The organism is Mycobacterium sp. M26, assembly GCF_001494595.1.
Lineage (GTDB): Bacteria > Actinomycetota > Actinomycetes > Mycobacteriales > Mycobacteriaceae > Mycobacterium.
Window position 1 is genome coordinate 880,235 of the sequence record NZ_LN929908.1, and the last position, 18,501, is coordinate 898,735.

General features: G+C 69.5%; 18 protein-coding genes and 2 pseudogenes. 7 read left to right on the plus strand and 13 right to left on the minus strand.

The window, feature by feature from the left end; translation table 11 throughout:
- The first annotated feature begins 12 nt into the window (after positions 1-12).
- The gene (locus tag BN3385_RS13740; protein WP_059017283.1) at positions 13-930 is read left to right on the plus strand and encodes a DUF732 domain-containing protein; all 918 of its coding nucleotides are present in this window, start codon (positions 13-15) and stop codon (positions 928-930) included.
- On the opposite strand, the gene BN3385_RS13745 is transcribed toward BN3385_RS13740, so the two are convergent.
- The 7 genes from BN3385_RS13745 to BN3385_RS13775 form a co-directional block, all read right to left on the minus strand.
- Positions 931-1,515, minus strand: a complete 585-nt coding sequence (locus BN3385_RS13745; protein WP_059017284.1) for a DUF4126 domain-containing protein — start codon at positions 1,513-1,515, stop codon at positions 931-933.
- A 10-nt stretch (positions 1,516-1,525) separates the two neighbouring features.
- Entirely contained in the window at positions 1,526-3,208 is a 1,683-nt protein-coding gene (locus tag BN3385_RS13750) for a CocE/NonD family hydrolase (protein ID WP_059021931.1), read from the minus strand.
- A 19-nt stretch (positions 3,209-3,227) separates the two neighbouring features.
- Positions 3,228-3,902, minus strand: a complete 675-nt coding sequence (locus tag BN3385_RS13755; protein WP_059017285.1) for a methyltransferase family protein — start codon at positions 3,900-3,902, stop codon at positions 3,228-3,230.
- Between the two features lie 10 nt (positions 3,903-3,912).
- Complete coding sequence (locus BN3385_RS13760; protein WP_059017286.1) at positions 3,913-5,520, minus strand: ABC transporter permease; 1,608 nt, start codon at positions 5,518-5,520, stop codon at positions 3,913-3,915.
- Entirely contained in the window at positions 5,517-6,431 is a 915-nt protein-coding gene (locus BN3385_RS13765) for an ABC transporter ATP-binding protein (protein WP_231748853.1), read from the minus strand. Before BN3385_RS13765 ends, BN3385_RS13760 begins: the two co-directional genes overlap by 4 nt.
- The gene (locus tag BN3385_RS13770; protein WP_059017288.1) at positions 6,406-7,080 is read right to left on the minus strand and encodes a TetR/AcrR family transcriptional regulator; all 675 of its coding nucleotides are present in this window, start codon (positions 7,078-7,080) and stop codon (positions 6,406-6,408) included. The genes BN3385_RS13765 and BN3385_RS13770 overlap by 26 nt, the downstream gene beginning before the upstream one ends.
- Positions 7,081-7,200: 120 nt before the next feature.
- A complete protein-coding gene (locus tag BN3385_RS13775; RefSeq protein WP_059017289.1) occupies positions 7,201-7,866 on the minus strand; it encodes an O-methyltransferase in 666 nt (221 codons plus the stop codon).
- Positions 7,867-8,084: 218 nt separating this feature from the next.
- Here BN3385_RS13775 and sigE point away from each other — a divergent pair, with 218 nt between their 5' ends.
- The 4 genes from sigE (at position 8,085) to tatB (ending at position 11,381) form a co-directional block, all read left to right on the plus strand.
- Positions 8,085-8,858, plus strand: coding sequence for an RNA polymerase sigma factor SigE (sigE, locus tag BN3385_RS13780; protein WP_059017290.1), 774 nt, complete (start codon positions 8,085-8,087; stop codon positions 8,856-8,858).
- A 131-nt stretch (positions 8,859-8,989) separates the two neighbouring features.
- Positions 8,990-9,394 carry an anti-sigma E factor RseA gene (gene rseA / locus BN3385_RS13785; RefSeq protein ID WP_059021933.1) on the plus strand — a complete coding sequence of 135 codons (405 nt, stop codon included), beginning with the start codon at positions 8,990-8,992 and terminating at the stop codon, positions 9,392-9,394.
- A 79-nt stretch (positions 9,395-9,473) separates the two neighbouring features.
- Positions 9,474-10,970 (plus strand): serine protease HtrA, encoded by a 1,497-nt coding sequence (gene htrA / locus BN3385_RS13790; protein WP_059017291.1) that lies wholly within the window; start codon positions 9,474-9,476, stop codon positions 10,968-10,970.
- Between the two features lie 3 nt (positions 10,971-10,973).
- A complete protein-coding gene (tatB, locus tag BN3385_RS13795) occupies positions 10,974-11,381 on the plus strand; it encodes a Sec-independent protein translocase protein TatB (RefSeq protein ID WP_059017292.1) in 408 nt (135 codons plus the stop codon).
- A gap of 15 nt (positions 11,382-11,396) precedes the next feature.
- On the opposite strand, the gene BN3385_RS13800 is transcribed toward tatB, so the two are convergent.
- The 4 genes and pseudogenes from BN3385_RS13800 to BN3385_RS13815 all read right to left on the minus strand — a co-directional run bounded on the left by BN3385_RS13800 (position 11,397) and on the right by BN3385_RS13815 (position 15,911).
- Complete coding sequence (locus BN3385_RS13800) at positions 11,397-12,533, minus strand: Mrp/NBP35 family ATP-binding protein (protein WP_059017293.1); 1,137 nt, start codon at positions 12,531-12,533, stop codon at positions 11,397-11,399.
- Between the two features lie 115 nt (positions 12,534-12,648).
- Positions 12,649-13,904: pseudogene (locus BN3385_RS13805) on the minus strand (lytic transglycosylase domain-containing protein).
- A gap of 169 nt (positions 13,905-14,073) precedes the next feature.
- Entirely contained in the window at positions 14,074-14,610 is a 537-nt protein-coding gene (locus tag BN3385_RS13810) for a DUF1003 domain-containing protein (RefSeq protein ID WP_059017294.1), read from the minus strand.
- Positions 14,607-15,911 carry a magnesium transporter MgtE N-terminal domain-containing protein gene (locus tag BN3385_RS13815; protein ID WP_059017295.1) on the minus strand — a complete coding sequence of 435 codons (1,305 nt, stop codon included), beginning with the start codon at positions 15,909-15,911 and terminating at the stop codon, positions 14,607-14,609. Before BN3385_RS13815 ends, BN3385_RS13810 begins: the two co-directional genes overlap by 4 nt.
- A gap of 24 nt (positions 15,912-15,935) precedes the next feature.
- On the opposite strand from BN3385_RS13815, the gene BN3385_RS13820 reads away from it, so the two are divergent.
- Positions 15,936-16,892: an HpcH/HpaI aldolase/citrate lyase family protein gene (locus BN3385_RS13820; RefSeq protein WP_082690465.1), complete on the plus strand. Its 957-nt coding sequence runs from the start codon at positions 15,936-15,938 to the stop codon at positions 16,890-16,892.
- On the opposite strand, the gene BN3385_RS13825 is transcribed toward BN3385_RS13820, so the two are convergent.
- Complete coding sequence (locus tag BN3385_RS13825; protein WP_082690466.1) at positions 16,889-17,326, minus strand: DUF4190 domain-containing protein; 438 nt, start codon at positions 17,324-17,326, stop codon at positions 16,889-16,891. The two genes, BN3385_RS13820 and BN3385_RS13825, sit on opposite strands and share 4 nt — an antisense overlap.
- A pseudogene (locus BN3385_RS28960) lies at positions 17,326-17,634 on the minus strand (DUF4190 domain-containing protein); the annotation flags it as partial. The gene BN3385_RS13825 and the pseudogene BN3385_RS28960, both read right to left, overlap by 1 nt.
- A 227-nt stretch (positions 17,635-17,861) precedes the next feature.
- Between BN3385_RS28960 and BN3385_RS13835 the strand changes: the two are divergent.
- Complete coding sequence (locus tag BN3385_RS13835; protein ID WP_059017298.1) at positions 17,862-18,392, plus strand: general stress protein; 531 nt, start codon at positions 17,862-17,864, stop codon at positions 18,390-18,392.
- Positions 18,393-18,501: the final 109 nt, after the last annotated feature.

The following is an 18,501-nucleotide window of genomic DNA, read 5'->3' on the forward strand; positions in this document are numbered from 1 at the left end:
TCCCGGTCGCCGATGTTCCGCTGGGGCCGCCGTCGTCCGGCCGGTTCCGCACCGGCCACCTGTCCGTACTGCCAAGCAGCCCTTGATGTCACCGGCACCTGCGCGCGCTGCGGTGCGCTCACCCCTGCCGCGGCGCCCACCGGCTGGCGCCCGGACCCGACCGCGCGATTCGAGGGGCGCTACTACGTCACCGGCCGGCCCACCAACCGGGTGCGCAACGGCCGGACCGAAAACTCCGATCCGGTCGGCGGCCAGATGCTGCCGGGCTACCTCGACGTGCCGGCCGGGCGGTCCGGCGTCCGCTCCACGTGGCTGGCGACGGGGGCGACGACGGCGATCATCGTGATGGTGGCCGCCGTCGAATGGGTGCTGTGGACCGGCAGCCACCGCCCGCCGCCGGCCCCGGAGGCCGGCTATCTCGAGGCGCTCAAGGGTGCCGACCTGATCAACCAGTTCAGCTCCGAGGCCAATGCCATCGCCCACGGGCGGTCGGTGTGCCGCCACCTCGAGGACGGTGGGCCGCAGCAGGGGCTGCCGGCCGACAAGATCGCCGTCGACGCGTTCTGCCCGGAGTTCAACAAAGGCTTCCGGATTCTCGAGTCCACCACGGTGCCAGGGGTTTTCGTGCTGACCGACAGTCTGGGCACCGAAGCCATCACCGCCGACGGGGGCACCTGTTCCGGGGCGAACGGGTACGCCGATGTGGGTGCGAGCACCGCGGTGACGGTGAAGAACGGCACGGGCGACATCCTGGCCACCACCGCGCTGGGTCCGGGCAAGGGTGATACCGCCACCTGCACGTTCTCGTTCAGCTTCACCCTCACCGAAGGCCAGGACCGCTACGTGGTCTCGGTGGGCCGCCGCGGCGACTTCAGCTACAGCTTCGGCCAGCTACGCGCCCGGGGCGTGCAGATCCACCTCGGCATGTGATCAGACCGCGCGTTTGCGGCGGCGCCGTCGGCGCAGCAGCGACACCGCGCCCCACACCAGCGCGACCATCACCACGAGCACCAGAGCGGGGATCAGGATCGCGATGAACACCAGCCCGACGCTGGTGACGTCCTCGATGGTGCTCAACACCGGTGCGGCCACCCCCGCGGTGGCGACGTTGGCGGCCGGGCGCACCGCGGTTTTGGTCAGGTGCACCACCAGAGCGGTGACGACGCCGATGGCGATCGGCACCCACTGCCCGGTGCGGGCGAACTCGCCCGGGTCGGTGACGGCGGCGGTCTGTGCGGCGGTGCCGGAGCCGAAGACGATGCCGCCCGCGGTGGGCCGCACGAACGTCTGCACCGCGTCGTTGATGGAGTCCAGCGCGGGCACCTTGTCGGCGACGATCTCCACCAGCAGCAGCACCGCGACGATGCCGATCACCCAGCCGTTCTCCAGCCACGCCCAGCCGTGCGGCAGATTGATCAGGTTGGTGAACCGGCCGAGCAGACCCATCGCCAGCAGCGGGATGTAGGCGTTCAGACCGGCCGCGGTGGCCAGCCCGAATCCGGTCATCAGCTCCACGCGGGCCTCCTCAGGCCGGGATGACGGGCACCAGCAGGTGCGCGTCGTGGGACGGTCCCCAGTACAGGATGACGCGTCCACGCCTCGACGTGGGGTAAGCGGCGGGAAACTGTCCGGTCAGCGGATTGCGTGGCGCCAGCCAGCGGCCCGCGACCACCAGCCGCAGCTGCTCGCCGGCGCGGAACTGGGTGGCCGAATCGACCAGGGCCACGTCCACCGGAACGATCTCCCCGGGCGCGACCGGCTGCGGCTGCGTGCACGACGGCACCGGCTGCCACGGCCGGGACCGCTCGGCGTCCAGTGCCCGCAGCGACACCCGCTGCCAGCCGGTGGCGAGCCGGTCGCGGCCATAGCCGTAGGAGCCTTCGAAGTCGACGCGGCGACCGTCGCGCCACTTCTCCACCCCGACGAACAGGTCGGCGTCGGTGGCGTCGCGGACCGCCACCCACAACCGCGCTGCCATCGGCCCGCTGATCTCGGTGTCCTGCGCCAGCGTCCAGGTGAAACAGGCTGCCCGCGAACGGATCGCGAACTCGAGGTCGCCCGGTTGTCCGGGTGCCTCGGTGCTCAGCTCGCCGGGTCCGGCCAGGTACAGCCGGAGCCAGTCGGTGCGCTCCAGCGGCCAGCTGAGCTCCTCCCGGACCGAGGCGATGGTGGTGCGGTCCTCCCGAACCTCCAATCGCACGGTGCGCGAAGGTCGTTCGGTTCCCTCACCATCGAGCGCGGTGCGCAGGAAGTCCAGCTGGGCGGCCTTGGCCGCCGCCGAGTAGTAGGTGGCCCACTTGCCGCCGCGGTGGGTGTAGAGGTGGGCGATCCGCGAGCTGGTCTGCTCGAACGCCCGGAACGACCCGCGGCTGTGCAGGTTGTGGTCGGAGAAGCTGCCACACACCAGCATCGGCACCGTGATCGCCGAGAGGTCGGGCACCAGGGATTGCCAGAACTCGTCGCGCAGCGGATGCTCGTCGCCCTTGGCGATGATGTCGTAGCGCTGCCGGGTGGTACGCCGGATCCCAGCTGCCCAGATCCGGAGGAATCCCTTCTCCCGCACTCCGCCGGGGAAGGCGAGGTCGCGGTAGACGTCGGTGAAGCCCTCCCACGGGATGATCGCCTTGAGGGCGGGCGGACGCAGTGCGGCCACGGCGTACTGGCTGATGGCCAGATACGACACCCCCGACATCGTGACCCGGCCATCGCTCCACGGTTGGTCGGCGCACCACTGCACGATGTCGTAGGTGTCCTGCGCTTCCTGGTGGGACAGCAGCGCGCCGGTGCCGTCGGCCGTGCCGCACCCGCGCAGATCGGCGTTGACGACGGTGAACCCCTGGGCCACCCACCACGCCGGATCCGGTGCCTCCCAGGAGGTGTAGGCCGAGAAGCTCACCGGACTCGGTTGGCGCAGGGCCCGATACTGCGGGGAGAACGTCCAGCGGCCGCGTTTGCGCTGCGGCAGGTCGTCCTTGCCGTACGGATGTGCGCACAGCAGCACCGGCCGGCGCTTGTCACCGGGCGGGCGGAAGACGTTGGCGCGCAGGATCGTTCCGTCCCGGGTGGGCACCGCCAGGTCGCGGTCGACGACGATGTCGGCGGGCGGATCGGTGACCGTGACGGGTGGACGCACCGCGCTACGCAGTCGCGCGATCGCATAGCGCAGTCTGCCGGGCCTACGCCATGGTGTGTCCAAAGCCCGCGTCACGACGTTCACCCTAGACCGCTCACCAGGCCAGCGGGATCAATCGATAGCGCACCCGGGCCGTGTAGTCGCGGTAGCCGGGCAGTTCCCGGCGAAGCACGTTCTCCTCGTCGACGGTGCGGATCACCAGCAGTGCCAGCGACGGAATGACGATCAGCAGCGCCCAGTAGGAGCCCAGTGCCAGTGGCATCCCGACCATCATCACGATGCTGGTGGCATACATCGGGTGGCGGACGACGCCATAGAGCCCGGTGGTGACCAGCGGCTGGCTGTCCTCGACGGTGATAGTGGCTGCCGCATAACGGTTCTGGAAGATCACCAGCATCGCCCCGCCGAGACCGACGGCCACCATCACCGCACCGAGCACCGACACCCACGCCGGCATCTGCGACCAGCCGAACCGGTGGTCGAGTCCGGAGACGACCAGGGTGCCCAGGAAGCAGACGAGGATCCCGACCACCACGATCTTCTGGACCGGGCGGGTCTCGGCGGTCGGCCCGGCGTGCATCCGGCGCTCCACAGTGGCAGGGTCGTTGCGGCCCAGGTACAGCGTCGGCAGCAATGACACCACCGCGAACACTCCGAGGAACAGCCAGCCCTGCCAGTAGTGCGCGGTGCCCGCGGGCACAAACAGCAGCAGGATGAAGCCGGCCAGACTGGCCAGCGAGGACAGCGCCACCCGCAGTGTGCTCGACATGATCAACCCCCTAGATGACATCGCGGCGGCGGTAGAGCCAGCCCGCGATCACGGTGAGCGCGATGGCGACCGCACTCATAACCCCCAGTGCACCAACAGAAATCGACGACGGCGCCAGCGTGCGGCTCACCGGTGAGGCGTCGATCAGCCAGTGTGGCAGCCGCAGCAGCGCCCCGAGGTACAGCGCTGCGACCACGAACGTCACCGCCAGCCAGCCCACTACCGGCCTGCGCAGTGCGACGCCGAGGGCCGCCACCGCGGCCACCACCGCCATCGCCGGCAGGAACGCCAGCCCGGCCAGGGTCAGGCGCAGGATCGTGGCGGGCTCACCCAGCGTGAGTCCCGCGCCCAGCCCGTTGCCCAGTCCTGCGCAGGCGAGCAGGATCGCCGCCCCGGTAATGGCAGCCCCGACCGCCGACAGCAGCCAGGCCCACCGTGACACCGCGCCGGCCAGGACCGCTTCACCGAGCCCGGACTCCTCGTCGCGGCTCACCCCGACCACGACGCTGACCACATACGCCGTGGTCGCCGCGGCCAGAAATTGCGTCATCGTGGTGTACACACCGTCGGTGCCCTGCGCCGAAAGCACCCGCTCGAGCAGTGGATTGCCGCGCGCGGCGTCCAGCAGCGACTTCGTCATCGACCCGAATGCCGCACCGGCAAGCAGCAATCCGATCGACCAGCCGATCGTGAGACCGCGGTGGGTCACCAGCTGCAGGCCGAACACCCCGCCCACCGGACGTGCATCAGGATGCTCACCGGATGACGACAGCACGCCGTCGTCGTACTGCCGCCTACGCTCCAGAACCACTGCCGCGCAGACCAATCCGGCGACCAGCACCGCAATCAGTGCCAGTGGCCACCAGCGCAGCGCCACGAACGCCCGCATCTGCTGCGCCCAGGCGATGGGGGAGAACCAGCTCAGGGCGCTACCGGCATTGTCGATCACATCACCGGCACCGCGCACCAGGACCGCCACGGCCAGCGTGGCCATCGCGGCCGCGGTGGCCGTGCGGGCCTGGCGCCACAGCTGCGCGGTCACCGCCGCCACCGCCCCGAAGACCATGGCCGCCGCGGTGATGCCCAGACACATGGCGGCGGTGTCGACGACGGCGAACCCCGCTGCCGCCATGGCCGCCGTCATCGTCACCGCCAGCGTCGCATTCACCGCCGCGACGACGATGAGGGCCGCGGCAGTGCGGGCGTGGCGACCGACAACCGACGACAGCACCAGCTCGGCGGCCCCGCTCTCCTCCTCGGCGCGGGTGTGCCGGATCACGGTGAGGATGGCCAGGATTGAGGCCGCGACGATCAGGGTGAGCATCAGCTCGTTGGCCATCATCACGCCCAGGTCGGTCTCGTTGCCGCCGAACATGGGGCCGCCCAGCATGATTCCGGCCGGCGTCTTGAGCAGGTTCACCCGGGCCTGGCGCTGCGCCTCGTCGGGGTAGGCCAGCTTGATGCCATTGGGCGCGTACACCATCATCAGCGTCAGCGCCGAAATCCACACCGACAGCCGCACCCGGTCGCGGCGCAGGGCGAAGCGGACCAGCGCCCCGGTCCCGGTGAGCGGCGAGGCGGCCGGGACCGCCTGGTGACGGCCGGTGGCCGCGGTCATCGTCCGGCGTCCTGGTACTCGCGCAGGAACAGGTCTTCCAGCGAGGCGGGTGTCACGGTCAGGTCGACGATGCCCAGCCGGGTCAGGTGCGCCATCGTCGGATCCAGCTGGTCACGTTCGACCGAGAACCGCACCCGCCCGTCGCGGAACTGGGCATCGTGCACGCCGGGCCAGCTCCGCACCTGCGCGGCGTCACCGCGGATGCGGGCGGTCACGGTCGTGCGCATCAGGTGGCGAAGCTGGGCCAGCGATCCGGACTGGACAGCGCGCCCAGCCCGGATGATCGTCACGGTGTCACAGAGCTTTTCGACCTCGGCCAGGATGTGGCTGGACAGCAGCACCGCCGCACCGCGGCGGGCGACCTCGGCGACACAGTGCTGAAAAGCCTGCTCCATCAAGGGGTCCAGGCCGGAGGTCGGCTCGTCGAGGATGTAGATGTCGGCGTCGGTGGCGAAGGCTGCCACCAGTGCGACCTTCTGCCGGTTGCCCTTGGAGTAGGTGCGGGCCTTCTTGTGCGGGTCGAGTTCGAACCTTTCGATCAGTTCGGCGCGGCGGCGCGCATCGGCTCCGCCCCGTAACCCGCTGAGGAAGTCGATGGCCTGCGCCCCGGTCAGGTTGGGCCACAGCGTGACATCACCGGGGACGTAGGCGACGCGGCGGTGCAGCTCGACGGCGTCGTGCCACGGGTCGCGGCCCAGCAGGCGCACCGTGCCGCCCTCGGCGCGCAGCATGCCCAGCAACACCCGGATGGTGGTCGACTTACCCGCCCCGTTGGGACCGAGGAACCCGGCGACCGAGCCCGGACGGACCGTCAGGTCCAGGCCGTCCAGTGCCCTGGTGTGGCCGAACGACTTGACCAATCCCAAGATGTCGACTGCGGCGGTGTCAGTGCGGGGTGTCGCCGGCGTCATCGTCATGGTGCTCTCCTTGCGTGTCCGCGACCAGATTCTCTTGGGCGGCAAAGGTTTCCAACATCGTGGAGTCGGTGAGCAGGCCCTCGGTGAAGACTTCGAGGGCGGGCATCATCATGTCGTTGCTGTAGTCGCGCAGGACCGCGCGTAGATCGGTCGGGTTGTCGTGCAGTTGCAGGTAGAGCAGGAATGCGCCACCGCCTGCCATGGCCAGGTACTTCGCCCGGGCCGCCGGGTCGCGGCTCGGGCGCACGGTGCCGGCTCGGACGCCGTCGTCCAGATAACTCTCGACGTTGGCGATCATGGTGTGCCACAGGTGCTTTGCCAGTTCGCCGCCGGTCTGCATGCTGCGCACCAGATACGCCATCATCGGCGCGTAGGACTCGATCTCGGCCACCTGGGCGAGCCAACTGGCCGCGTCGGTACTGCGGATGGCCTGTGACTTCTCGCTGCGGATCTCCTCGGCGATGTAGTCGTCGCAGGCTTGGCGCAAGCCGTCCTTGGACCCGAAGTGGTGGATCACCAGCCCGGGACTCACACCCGCGGCCTCGGCGATCGCGCGCACGCCCACATCGAACCCGCGCGATCCGAACAACTCGATGGCCGCGTCCCGGATCCGGGCGACGGTCGTCAAGTCCGCTGAACGCATGTTTAATATGCTAAACACGCGTTCAATCAGCGGTCAAGGGTCATTTCCGCGAGCGTGCGCGTCGGTACGGCGACACGCCGTTGGAGCGTGCAGCGACTGCACGCTCGACCAGGGGAGATATCAGTCGCGGGCGGCGACCAGGATGCCGTCGCCCAGCGGCACCAGCACGGGGGTGAGGCGTTCGTCCTCGGCGATCAGCCGGGCCGCTTCGCGGACGGCGGCCACTTCGGCATCGTTGGCGGCCGGATCGCCGGCGCGACCGCCCAGGGCCGCCCGGTGCAGCACGATCACGCCGCCGGACCGCAGCAGCCGAACCCCTTCGACCACGAAATCGGCCTGATCGGCCGGGGCGGCGTCGATGAACACCAAGTCATAGGACTCGTCGGCCAGCCTGGTCAGCACTTCCTGGGCGCGCCCGGCGATCAACCGGGTGCGCGACGGCCCGATACCGCCCTCGGAGAACGCCTGCTTGGCGATCCGCTGATGCTCTGGCTCGATGTCGATGGTGGTGAGCACACCGTCCTCGCGCATCCCGGAGAGCAGCCACAGGCCACTGACCCCGGCGCCGGTACCGACCTCCACGACGGCTTTGCCGCCGGACAGCCGCGCGAGCACCGACAGCAGGGCGCCGACGGCCGGTGTGACCGCACCCGCACCCGCGTCGACCGCGCGTTCCCGGGCGGCGGCCACGATGGCGTCCTCAGAGATCGAACCCTCTGCGTGCGCAAGGATCCGGTCGGCCCGGCTCGGCTCCCGCTGGCCTGAATTGTCGTCGGTGGTGGCCATTCTCAGCAGCGTAGAGCCAACTCGATCCGCGGGTGGGCAGGCGCGCCCGCTCGGGCGCCGATGTGGCGGCCGTCTCCGACACGCCGATGCTGGCGAGGCCACAGGAACCTCGCAGGTCCGGCATCACCCCAGCGCACAAAAGGTAACGAAACTATTTCTCATAGCTAGCTCAGTTTGCTCACATCCTCCCCACACCGCCATGGGGAACGGTAGCGGGCATGGAACACCGGGAACGCTGGTCGGGGAATACACCCGAAGGCGCTCGTGTTGTGCGGCTTGATGCGATCGACGGCACCGAGCCGTCCTTGCAGATCAACCAGGAGGATCCCACGACCACCACACTGACGGCCCCGACGAGCATGGCGCATCTGGAGCAGATGGCCGACGCCGAGTGGGTCGAACCGTCCGATGACTTGCAGGGCACCGCGGTGTTCGACGCAACGGGCGACCGGGCGGCCATGCCGTCCTGGGACGAGTTGGTGCGCCAGCACGCCGACCGGGTGTACCGGCTGGCCTACCGGCTGTCGGGTAATCAGCAGGACGCCGAGGACCTGACGCAGGAGACCTTCATCCGGGTGTTCCGCTCGGTTCAGAACTACCAGCCCGGCACCTTCGAGGGCTGGCTGCACCGCATCACCACCAACCTGTTCCTCGACATGGTCCGTCGCCGCGGCCGCATCCGGATGGAAGCGCTGCCCGAGGACTATGACCGGGTGCCGGCCGACGAGCCCAACCCCGAGCAGATCTACCACGACTCCCGACTGGGCGCTGACCTGCAGAATGCCCTGGATTCGCTGGCGCCGGAGTTCCGCGCCGCCGTGGTCCTGTGCGATATCGAAGGTCTGTCCTACGAGGAGATCGGGGCCACCCTCGGGGTGAAACTGGGCACCGTGCGCAGCCGCATCCACCGCGGCCGCCAGGCGCTGCGGGAGTACCTGGCCACCCACTCCGGCCAGCGCAGCCTCAGCGACTTCACCGCCGAATCGGCCTGACGCACCCGTCCTGTGCGGCGGGCCGGTCGTGGGCCCACGTGTCAGTCATGCCATGTCATATGCAGGTTCGCGCGCTACATTCGACCTAGCGCCGCGAGACTTCGACGCGACTTGGAGGAGAGGAGCCGGTGATGGTCGACCGTGGACACGTGTTCCGACGGGCCTTCTCCTGGCTTCCCGCTCAGTTCGCCTCACAGAGTGACGCGCCGGTCGGTGCCCCGCGCCAGTTCGGTTCCACCGAGCACCTCTCGACCGAGGCGATCGCGGCTTTCGTCGACGGCGAGCTGCGGATGAAGTCCTATCTGCGGGCCGCGCACCACCTGTCGCTGTGCCCGGATTGCGCCGCCGAGGTCGACGGCCAGAGCCAGGCCCGCGAAGCACTGCGCGACTCCTGCCCGATCAGCACTCCCAGCAGCTTGTTGGGCTTGCTGTCGCAGATTCCGCACTCCGCCCCCGAGGAGCCGGCGGCCCCGCAGGCCGGACTCGCCGACCAGTTAGCTGATGGCACGCCCCGCGGACGTCGTAAGCGCCGGTAGGCTGGATGTGACAGCGAGCAGCGAGGTGCTCGGTCCCGTAGCGCGCGTTCGTTTCTGAGCGCCTGGATAGAGGTTGAACTTGAGCCCCAATCAGGACAGTTCCGGCAGCAGCCCCCGCCTGGCCCCGCGTCCGATCTCGCGTCCCCCGGTCGACCCGCAGGCCACCAGCACGTTCGGTCGCCCCAAGGGCGTCGACGGATCCTTCGTTGCCGAGGAGCTGCGCCCGGCCAAGTACCGCGGCCAGGTCGATTTCACCCCGACCAACAAGCCGGCGGACCCGGTGTTACAGGAGGCCTTCTCCCGGCCGTACCCCGGCGGTGAGTCGCTGCAGCGCCACCCCGCCGATGCCGGTGCCCTCGACGGTGACTCCGCCGGACCTGAGGAGCCTGACGATCCGTGGCGCGACCCGGCCGCACCGGCGGCGCTGGGTACCCCCGCCGTCGAGCGGCCCGTCGCGGTGGCCGCGGCCGGTCCCACCGGCAAGCTCGGCGTGCGCGACGTCCTCTTCGGCGGCAAGGTCTCCTACGTCGCACTGGCGATCCTCGGGATCACCGCACTGCTGATCGGACTGGTCGGCGGCTGGGTGGGCCGCAAGACCGCCGAGGTCGTCGAAGCGTTCACCACCTCCAAGGTCACGCTGTCCACCGACAGCAACAGCGAGGTGCCCCAGGGCCGGTTCGCCAAGGTGGCCGCGTCGGTGGCCGACTCGGTGGTCACCATCGAGGCGGTCAGCGATGACGAGGGCGCCCAGGGCTCGGGCGTGGTCGTCGACGGCCGCGGCTACATCGTCACCAACAACCACGTCATCTCCGATGCCGCGCAGAACCCCAGCAAGTTCAAGACCACGGTGGTGTTCAACGACGGCAAGGTGGTGCCGGCCAACCTCGTCGGCCGCGACCCCAAGACCGACCTGGCCGTGCTCAAGGTCGACAACGTCGACAACCTGACCGTCGCCAAGTTCGGCGACTCCGACAAGGTGCACGTCGGTGATGAGGTGATCGCCGCCGGCGCCCCGCTGGGTCTGCGCAGCACGGTCACCTCCGGCATCATCAGCGCGCTGCACCGGCCGGTGCCGCTCTCGGGTGAGGGGTCGGACACCGACACCGTCATCGACGCCATCCAGACCGACGCCTCGATCAACCACGGCAACTCCGGCGGCCCGCTGATCGATATGAACTCCGAGGTCATCGGCATCAACACCGCCGGAAAGTCGTTGTCGGACAGCGCAAGTGGCCTGGGCTTCGCCATCCCGGTCAACGAGGTCAAGGAGACCGTCGAGACCTTGATCAAGGACGGCAAGATCTCGCACCCGACGCTGGGCCTGTCAGCCCGCTCGGTGAGCAACGATCTGGCCCAGGGCGCCCAGGTGGCCAACGTCAAGGCCGGTGGGCCCGCCGAGAAGGCCGGCATCCTGGAGAACGACGTCGTGGTCAAGGTGGGTGACCGCAAGGTCGCCGACGCCGACGAGTTCGTGGTCGCGGTTCGGCAGCTCAAGATCGGCCAGGACGCCCCCATCGAGGTCATGCGCGACGGCCGCAAGGTCGTCCTGACGGTGAACCCCGCGCCGGACAACTGACGCATGTTCGCCAATGTCGGGTGGGGCGAGATGCTCGTGCTCGTGGTCATCGGACTGGTGGTCCTGGGTCCCGAGCGGCTGCCCGGTGCCATCCGGTGGACGTCGAACACGGTGCGCCAGGCCCGCGACTACATCAGCGGGGCCACCAGCCAGCTGCGCGACGATCTCGGGCCGGAGTTCGACGATCTGCGCCAGCCGCTCTCGGAATTGCAGAAGCTGCGCGGGATGACACCGCGGGCCGCGCTCACCAAGCATCTGCTCGACGGTGACGATTCCTGGCTGACCGAGGCGTTCAAGTCCCCGGACGAGAAGCCGCATAGCGCACCGCCGCCGTCGGCGGTCACCCCGATCCCCGCCCAGGAGCCGTTGCCGCCCGGCGCACCCGCCCCCTACGACAACGACGCCACCTAGCGGGCGAGCCGTTCGCTACTGCCGGCGGGTGGTGTCCAGACCCAGCGACATCCCGGCCAGCCCGCGGCGTCGTTCGGAGAGCTTGTCGGCGATCCCGCGCAATTCCTTGCCGGCCGCCGAGTCCGGTGCCGAGAGCACCAGCGGCACACCGGAATCGCCCGCGGCCACCAGCGCCGGGTCCAGCGGAACCTGGCCCAGCAGTGGCACATCCGCGCCGACCGCGCGGGAGAGCCGCTCGGCCACCTGACGGCCGCCGCCCTCACCGAAGATCTGCATGGTGGTGCCGTCGGGCAGCAGCAGCCCGGCCATGTTCTCCACCACGCCGACGATGCGCTGGCGGGTCTGCAGGGCGATCGCCCCGGCCCGCTCCGCCACCTCGGCGGCAGCCAGCTGCGGGGTGGTGACGACGATGATCTCCGCGCCCGGGATCAGCTGGGCCACCGAGATCGCCACGTCGCCGGTGCCAGGCGGCAGATCCAGCAGCAGCACGTCCAGGTCGCCCCAGTACACGTCAGCCAGGAACTGCTGCAGCGCCCGGTGCAGCATCGGACCGCGCCACACCACCGGCGCGTTACCGCTGGTGAACTGGGCGATCGAGATCACCTTCACGTCGTGCGCCACCGGCGGCAGGATCATCGACTCGACCTGGGTGGGGCGATCGTCGGTGCCCATCATGCGCGGCACCGAGTGGCCGTAGATGTCGGCGTCGAGCAGGCCGACAGACAGCCCGCGGGCAGCCAGCGCCGCCGCCAGGTTGACGGTCACGCTCGACTTGCCCACCCCGCCCTTACCGGAGGCCACCGCGTAGACGCGGGTCAGCGATCCGGGCTGAGCGAACGGGATCACCGGCTCGGCGGCGTCGCCGCGCAGCATCTTGCGCAGTTCGGTGCGCTGCTCGTCGTTCATCACGTCGAGGGTGACGGTGATCGCACCGGTGCCGGGCACGTCGGCGGCGGCTTGGGTGACCTTCTCGCTGATCTCGGACTTCTTCGGACAGGCCGAGGTGGTCAGGTAGATCTCGACGTGCACCGCGCCGTCGGCGGCGGCCGTCACGCTCTTGACCATGTTGAGCTCGGTGATCGGACGACGCAGTTCGGGGTCGATCACCTTGCCGAGGGCAGCGCGGACGGCGGATTCAAGTTCTGCAGACATCGAGGCCGAGTCTAGGTCGTGTGCTGATGCGCCCTTCGCCCAGCGTCACTCCAGGGTGAGCTTCGACGCCCGGCGTCACTCTGGTGTGACGTTCGGCGGGCAGGGGTGCCTCAGATCAGGCGGCCGGTCCGGGCAGAGCGCCGTGGGTCGGCGGCAGCGGCGCGGCAGGCGCCGGAGCGGGTTCGGGCGCCGGGGCGGGCTCGAAGGCCGGGGCCGGGGGCGGCGGCGGAAGCAGCCACGGCGGCTGCCACGGCGGCGGAGCCTCCGGGGTCTCCGGGGTGGCTTCCGGTGCCGGGGTGGCCAGCTGCGAGCCCATGCAGATCACCTGGCAGGGCGCCTGCCCCGGCAGCATGCCTGCCGGTCCGGGCAGCGGGCCGGTGGCCAGCTGGCCCGCGGTTTCGGTGTTGCCGAAGTTGACCAGCGGCATCTGGGCCAGCGGGTCGGTGGACGGCAGCCCGATCGCGTTGAGCGGCATACCGGGGCCCAGGCCCTCGGGGTTCTCCAGATGCGCGTCGGCCAGCGCCGGGACCGGTCCGGTGATCGGCGGAAGGGCGACGGGTTCGACCCCGGTGGCGTACGCGCCGGCCCAGCCCATCACGTTCTGGGCGTAGGCCATGGAGTTGTTGTAGCGCAGGATCGCGGTGAGCACCTGCGACTGGTTGCGCAGGTTCAGCCCGCCGCTGCACAGGTAGCGGGCCGCACCCAGGGCCGCGTCGTAGACGTTCTGCGGGTCGGCCTTGCCGTCGCCGTCGCCGTCGGAGGCGTACCGCGACCAGGTGCCGGGCAGGAACTGCATCGGCCCCATGGCGCGGGCGTACACCGCACGCCCGGACTGCACGGTCTGCACGATCACCTCGTTGCCGGGCAGCGTGCCGTCCAGCGCGGGACCGTAGATCGGGGTGACGGCCGTGCCGCGCGAGTCGGTGGCCCCGCCGTTGGCGTGCATGGACTCGATGCGGCCGATCCCGGCCAGCAGGTTCCAGCTGATACCGCAGCCGGGCGCGGCCTTGGCCATCGTCGCCTCGGCGTTGCGGTAGGCGGCCAGCGCGACGGCCGGAATCCGCATGGCGCCAGGGGAATTCACCACGATCGACGGCGGCGGCGCGGACACGGTGGCCGCGGCGACCCGGAAGTTGGTGGGCTGCTTGGTCAGTGCGACGACGGTGACCCCGGAGGTGTCCTGGGGGGTGGGGGAGACGGCGCCCGGAAGTTGGTGGGCTGCTTGGTCAGTGCGACGACGGTGACCCCGGAGGTGTCCTGGGGGGTGGGGGAGACGGCGGCCAGTGGGGTCACGCCGGCGTCGTAGACCGGGGTGTTCTGCTTGCCGGGGGCGGCGCCCACGGCACCGGCGAGAACGATCGGAGTCAGCATCGCGATACCGAAGACGGGGGTCCGTATCGCCCTGCCCACGCGGTTGCCTATGCCCACTCGTCCGTCCTCAACAGACTCGTCCATCCCTGTCACAGAAAAAGTTCGTGCTTGTGAACCAAGTCACCATACATACCTTCGTGACCTCAGTGGTATCCAATGGTCACCTTGGTCACGAACCAGTTTTCTTGGACCGGCGTTCTGATCCCTCAGGCTTGCTCGTCTCCGTCTGCGTCAATTGCAGACCTTCCAGCAACTCCCGAATCTCCTCGAGTTCACGCCTCAGATAGTCGCGGGTGGCGACCTCGCCGATGGCCAGTCGCAGCGAGGCGAGCTCGCGGGCGAGGAACTCGGTGTCGGCCTTGGTCTGCTGGGCGCGTCTGCGGTCCTCCTCGAGCGCGACCTTGTCGCGGTTCTCCTGACGGTTCTGCGCCAGCAGGATCAACGGGGCGGCGTACGCCGCCTGGGTGGAGAACGCGAGATTGAGCAGGATGAAGGGATAGGGGTCCCAGCGCAGGCTGACCGCGAAGAGATTCAGCGCGATCCAGACGATGACGATGATCGTCTGCCAGGCCAGGTAGCGGCCGGTGCCCAGGAACCGGGCGATGGATTCGCTGATCCGGCCGACGGCTTCGGGGTCGACGTTGAACGCCGGCCGCCGCGAGGTGCGCGGGGTGTCCAGGCGCTGACGTGCCGACAGATCGCTCACGTCGCCCCCTCCGTTCCGGCCAGCTGCTCGAACTGTGGATCCTCATAGTCGTCGCGCCAGTCGTGCGGCAGCAGGTGGTCGAGGACGTCGTCGACGGTGACCGCACCGAGGAGGTGGTTCTCCTCGTCGACCACCGGCCCGCAGACCAGGTTGTAGGCGGCGAAGTAGCGGGTGAGAGCGCCCAGCGAGGTGGTCGGCGTCAGGCTGGGCAGGTCGGTGTCGACGATGCCGCTGACCAGGTTCGCCGGCGGCTCGCGCAGCAGCGCCTGCAGGTGCACGCAGCCCAGGTAGCGCCCGGTCGGGGTGGCTGTGGGCGGGCGGACCACGAACACCAGCGACGAGAGCGCCGGGGTCAGGTCGGGGTCGCGGACCCGGGCCAGCGCCTCGGCCACCGTGGTGTCGGGGGCCAGCACCACCGGTTCGGAGGTCATCAGACCACCGGCGGTGTCCGGCGAGTGCGCCAGCAGGCGTCGCACCGGCTCGGATTCCTCCGGGTCCATCCGGCGCAGCAGCACCTCGGCCTCGGTCGGGTTCAGCACGCCCAGCAGGTCGGCGGCGTCGTCGGGATCCATCGCCTCCAGGACGTCGGCGGCCCGCTCGGTGTCGAGCTGCATCAGCAGCACGGTCTGGTCGTCCTCGGGCAGCTCCTGGAGGATGTCGGCCAGTCGCTCGTCGTCGAGGGCGTTGATCACCTCGGTGCGGCGCTTGGCCGGCAGGTCGCGGATCGCGTCGGCCACTTCGATGGGCCGCTGGCCGTCGAACTGGTGCAGCAGCTGGGCCACGCCCTGGCCGGGCATCGCCAGCGCCGAGGGCGTGAGCCCTTGGACGTTCTGCCAGTCCACCACCTGCACGGTCGAGCGCCGGCCCAGCCGGCGCATGCTGCGCACCGCCACGCGGGTCACCACCCAGTCGCGGGTGCGGGTCTGTTCGATTCCCAGGTCGACGACCACGACGTCGATGTTGGCGAACTGCGGCAGCTCGGGGTCACTGACCCGAACCCGCGAATCGAGGACCTGGCCCAGCACCAGGACTTCGCCGGGGCGCTGGGCGAAGCGGCGCAGCGAGACGTTGCCGGTGGTCAGCGTCACGGAGTTCGGCTCGATCGCGGTGACGCGCAGAATGGGAACGAAAATCCTTCTGCGCGTGAGTAATTCGACCACCAGGCCGAGCACTCGGGGTTGCTGGCGCACGATGCTCATGCTGATCACGACATCGCGGACGCGACCCAGGGATTCCCCGTCCGGACCGAGGACTGCCATACCTGCCAGCCGCGCCGCGTAGACCCTGTTCACCGACGCCATGCCTCAAAGAGTAGGAGTGTAGGCGTGGATAACGCGTATCGACCCCGTAGAACGTGCCTCTCGGTTCCCGGTAGCAACCCGAAGATGATCGAGAAGGCCAAGGGGCTGGCCGCTGATGAGGTGTTCCTGGACCTCGAAGATGCCGTGGCACCAGATGCCAAGGCGCAGGCCCGCACCCAGGTCGCCGCGGCGCTGGCGAGCCCCGGCTGGGCCGGTCAGCTACGTGGTGTCCGGGTCAACGACTGGACCACACCGTGGACTCACACCGACGTCATCGACGTCGTCTCTGCGGCCGGTGCGCACCTCGACGTGATCGTGCTGCCGAAGGTCACCGACGCCAGCCACGTCCACGCCCTGGACCTGTTGCTGACCCAGGTCGAACTCACCCACGGACTGCCGGTCGGGCGGATCGGTGTCGACGCCCAGATCGAAGACGCCAAGGGGCTGCGCAACATCGATGCGATCGCCGCCGCGCCGCGCGTGCAGGCGTTGGTGCTCGGCCCCGCGGATCTGATGGCGAGCCTGAACATGCGGACCCTGGTGGTGGGGGAGCAGCCCGAGGGTTACGACGTCGGCGACGCCTATCACCACGTGCTGATGACGATCCTGATCGCGGCCCGGGCGCACGGGGTGGCCGCCGTCGACGGGCCGTATCTGAAGGTGCGCGACGTCGAGGCGTTCCGTCGCGTGGCTGGCCGTTCGGCGGCACTGGGCTATGACGGCAAGTGGGTACTGCACCCCGATCAGATCGCGGCGGGCAACGAGATCTTCAGCCCCCGCCAGCAGGAGTACGACCATGCCGAACTCATTCTCGAGGCCTACGAGTGGCACACCTCGAAGGCCGGCGGGGCCCGCGGTGCGGTGATGCTCGGCGACGAGATGATCGACGAGGCCAGCCGCAAGATGGCGTTGGTGATCGCCGGAAAGGGCCGCGCCGCCGGGATGACCCGCAGCGGGCAGCGGTTCGTTCCGCCGGCCTAGAGGTTCTCGTAGGAGCTGGTGCTGGCCACGACGAACACCATGAACACCACGTAGAGCAGCACCAGCGCCAGGATCGCTGCGCCGATCGCCACACCGGCGACGGCCAGGCCGAAGCCGTCCTGCCCGGTGCGCTTGGTCTCGCGCATCGCGATGATGCCCAGGATCACCCCGCCGATCGACGGCAGACCGCAGAACACCAGACCGGCCAGCGAGCACACCAGCGCGGCGATGGCCTTGCCGTTGGTGCCCGGCGGTTTGAGCGGCCGGTACGGGTCGTACGGGTCACCGGCGTAGGGCGGGTACGGGTAGCCGGCCGGCGGCGGGTAGGGCGCCGGATACACCGGCGGCGGCAGCGGCGGATAGTTCGCCGGGTAGTCCACCGGGGCGTAGGGATCCGGTGCGCCGCCCTCGTAAGGCTGCGGGGGGTTGGTCATCAGTTGATCGCGTAGATCATCCAGATCAGGCTGATCACCAGACTCGCGGCACCCACGACGATGCCGGCCACGGCCAGTCCGTAGCCACCCTGGCGGGTCTGCTTGATCTGGTTGAGGGCGATCACCCCGAGCACGATGCCGATGATCGAGCCGATACCGCAGAGCAGGCCGATGACCGAGGCCACCAGCGAGCCGATCGCCAGGGTGTTGGTGCCGCTGGCCGGGGCGGGGTAGCCGTAGCCGGCACCCGGGTACGGCGGTGCGCCGAACGGCTGTTGGGGCGGGGCCTCGAACCCCGACGGGGCCTGGCTCTGTTCGATGGGCGGGGCCTCGTAGGTGCCCTCGGAAAGGCCCTGTTCGCCCTCGTTCTGCGGCTTTTCGCCGGAGTCGCCACCGGAAGCTGTCATGCTGTTCAACCTAGCGTATGTGCTGGTGGCGCGGGGCTGGCTCGCCGGGTGACCGGTAGCGGAAACCATCGTCGGCCGCACGTCGTTGAACGTGACAGACGACCGATACGACAGCAGAATGAGGAGTCATGACCAGCCCCTTCTCGCCCGGACCGAATCCTGGCACCACCCCTGCGGGCGCGGCGGCCGGCTCGCGCCGTGGCCCGGTCGGTTTGCCGACGCCACCGAAAGGCTGGCCGATCGGCTCCTATCCCACCTACGCCGAAGCGCAGAAGGCCGTCGACTACCTGTCCGACCAGCAGTTCCCGGTCCAGCAGGTGACGATCGTCGGCGTCGACTTGATGCAGGTCGAGCGCGTCACAGGTCGGCTGACGTGGCCCAAGGTGCTCGGCGGCGGTGTCATCACCGGCGCCTGGCTGGGCATCTTCATCGGCCTGGTGCTCGGCTTCTTCAGCCCTAATCCGTGGGCCTCGCTGGTCACCGGCCTGGTCGCCGGTGTGATCTTCGGGCTCATCACCTCCGCGGTGCCCTACGCCATGGCGCGCGGCACAAGGGATTTCAGCTCCACCATGCAGCTGGTCGCCGGCCGCTATGACGTGCTCTGCGACCCGCAGAACGCCGAGAAGGCCCGGGACCTGCTGGCGCGGTTGACGATCTAGGGGTCACGATTGCGCCGCGCGCGGCGCGGCAGTGTTGCACATCACCCACCTGGGGTTCTACGGTTTGCCCGCGGGACAATCCCCGCCGTAGACGACGGGAGGCGGTGTC

Coding starts and splice junctions, on each gene's coding strand:
- BN3385_RS13740 (WP_059017283.1), top strand. CDS start 13: ATGTTCCGCTGGGGCCGCCGTCGTCCGGCCGGTTCCGCACCGGCCACC.
- BN3385_RS13755 (WP_059017285.1), bottom strand. CDS start 3,902: ATGTCGAGCACACTGCGGGTGGCGCTGTCCTCGCTGGCCAGTCTGGCC.
- BN3385_RS13760 (WP_059017286.1), bottom strand. CDS start 5,520: ATGACCGCGGCCACCGGCCGTCACCAGGCGGTCCCGGCCGCCTCGCCG.
- BN3385_RS13765 (WP_231748853.1), bottom strand. CDS start 6,431: ATGACGCCGGCGACACCCCGCACTGACACCGCCGCAGTCGACATCTTG.
- BN3385_RS13770 (WP_059017288.1), bottom strand. CDS start 7,080: ATGCGTTCAGCGGACTTGACGACCGTCGCCCGGATCCGGGACGCGGCC.
- BN3385_RS13775 (WP_059017289.1), bottom strand. CDS start 7,866: ATGGCCACCACCGACGACAATTCAGGCCAGCGGGAGCCGAGCCGGGCC.
- sigE (WP_059017290.1), top strand. CDS start 8,085: ATGGAACACCGGGAACGCTGGTCGGGGAATACACCCGAAGGCGCTCGT.
- rseA (WP_059021933.1), top strand. CDS start 8,990: ATGGTCGACCGTGGACACGTGTTCCGACGGGCCTTCTCCTGGCTTCCC.
- tatB (WP_059017292.1), top strand. CDS start 10,974: ATGTTCGCCAATGTCGGGTGGGGCGAGATGCTCGTGCTCGTGGTCATC.
- BN3385_RS13800 (WP_059017293.1), bottom strand. CDS start 12,533: ATGTCTGCAGAACTTGAATCCGCCGTCCGCGCTGCCCTCGGCAAGGTG.
- BN3385_RS13815 (WP_059017295.1), bottom strand. CDS start 15,911: ATGGCGTCGGTGAACAGGGTCTACGCGGCGCGGCTGGCAGGTATGGCA.
- BN3385_RS13825 (WP_082690466.1), bottom strand. CDS start 17,326: ATGACCAACCCCCCGCAGCCTTACGAGGGCGGCGCACCGGATCCCTAC.
- BN3385_RS13835 (WP_059017298.1), top strand. CDS start 17,862: ATGACCAGCCCCTTCTCGCCCGGACCGAATCCTGGCACCACCCCTGCG.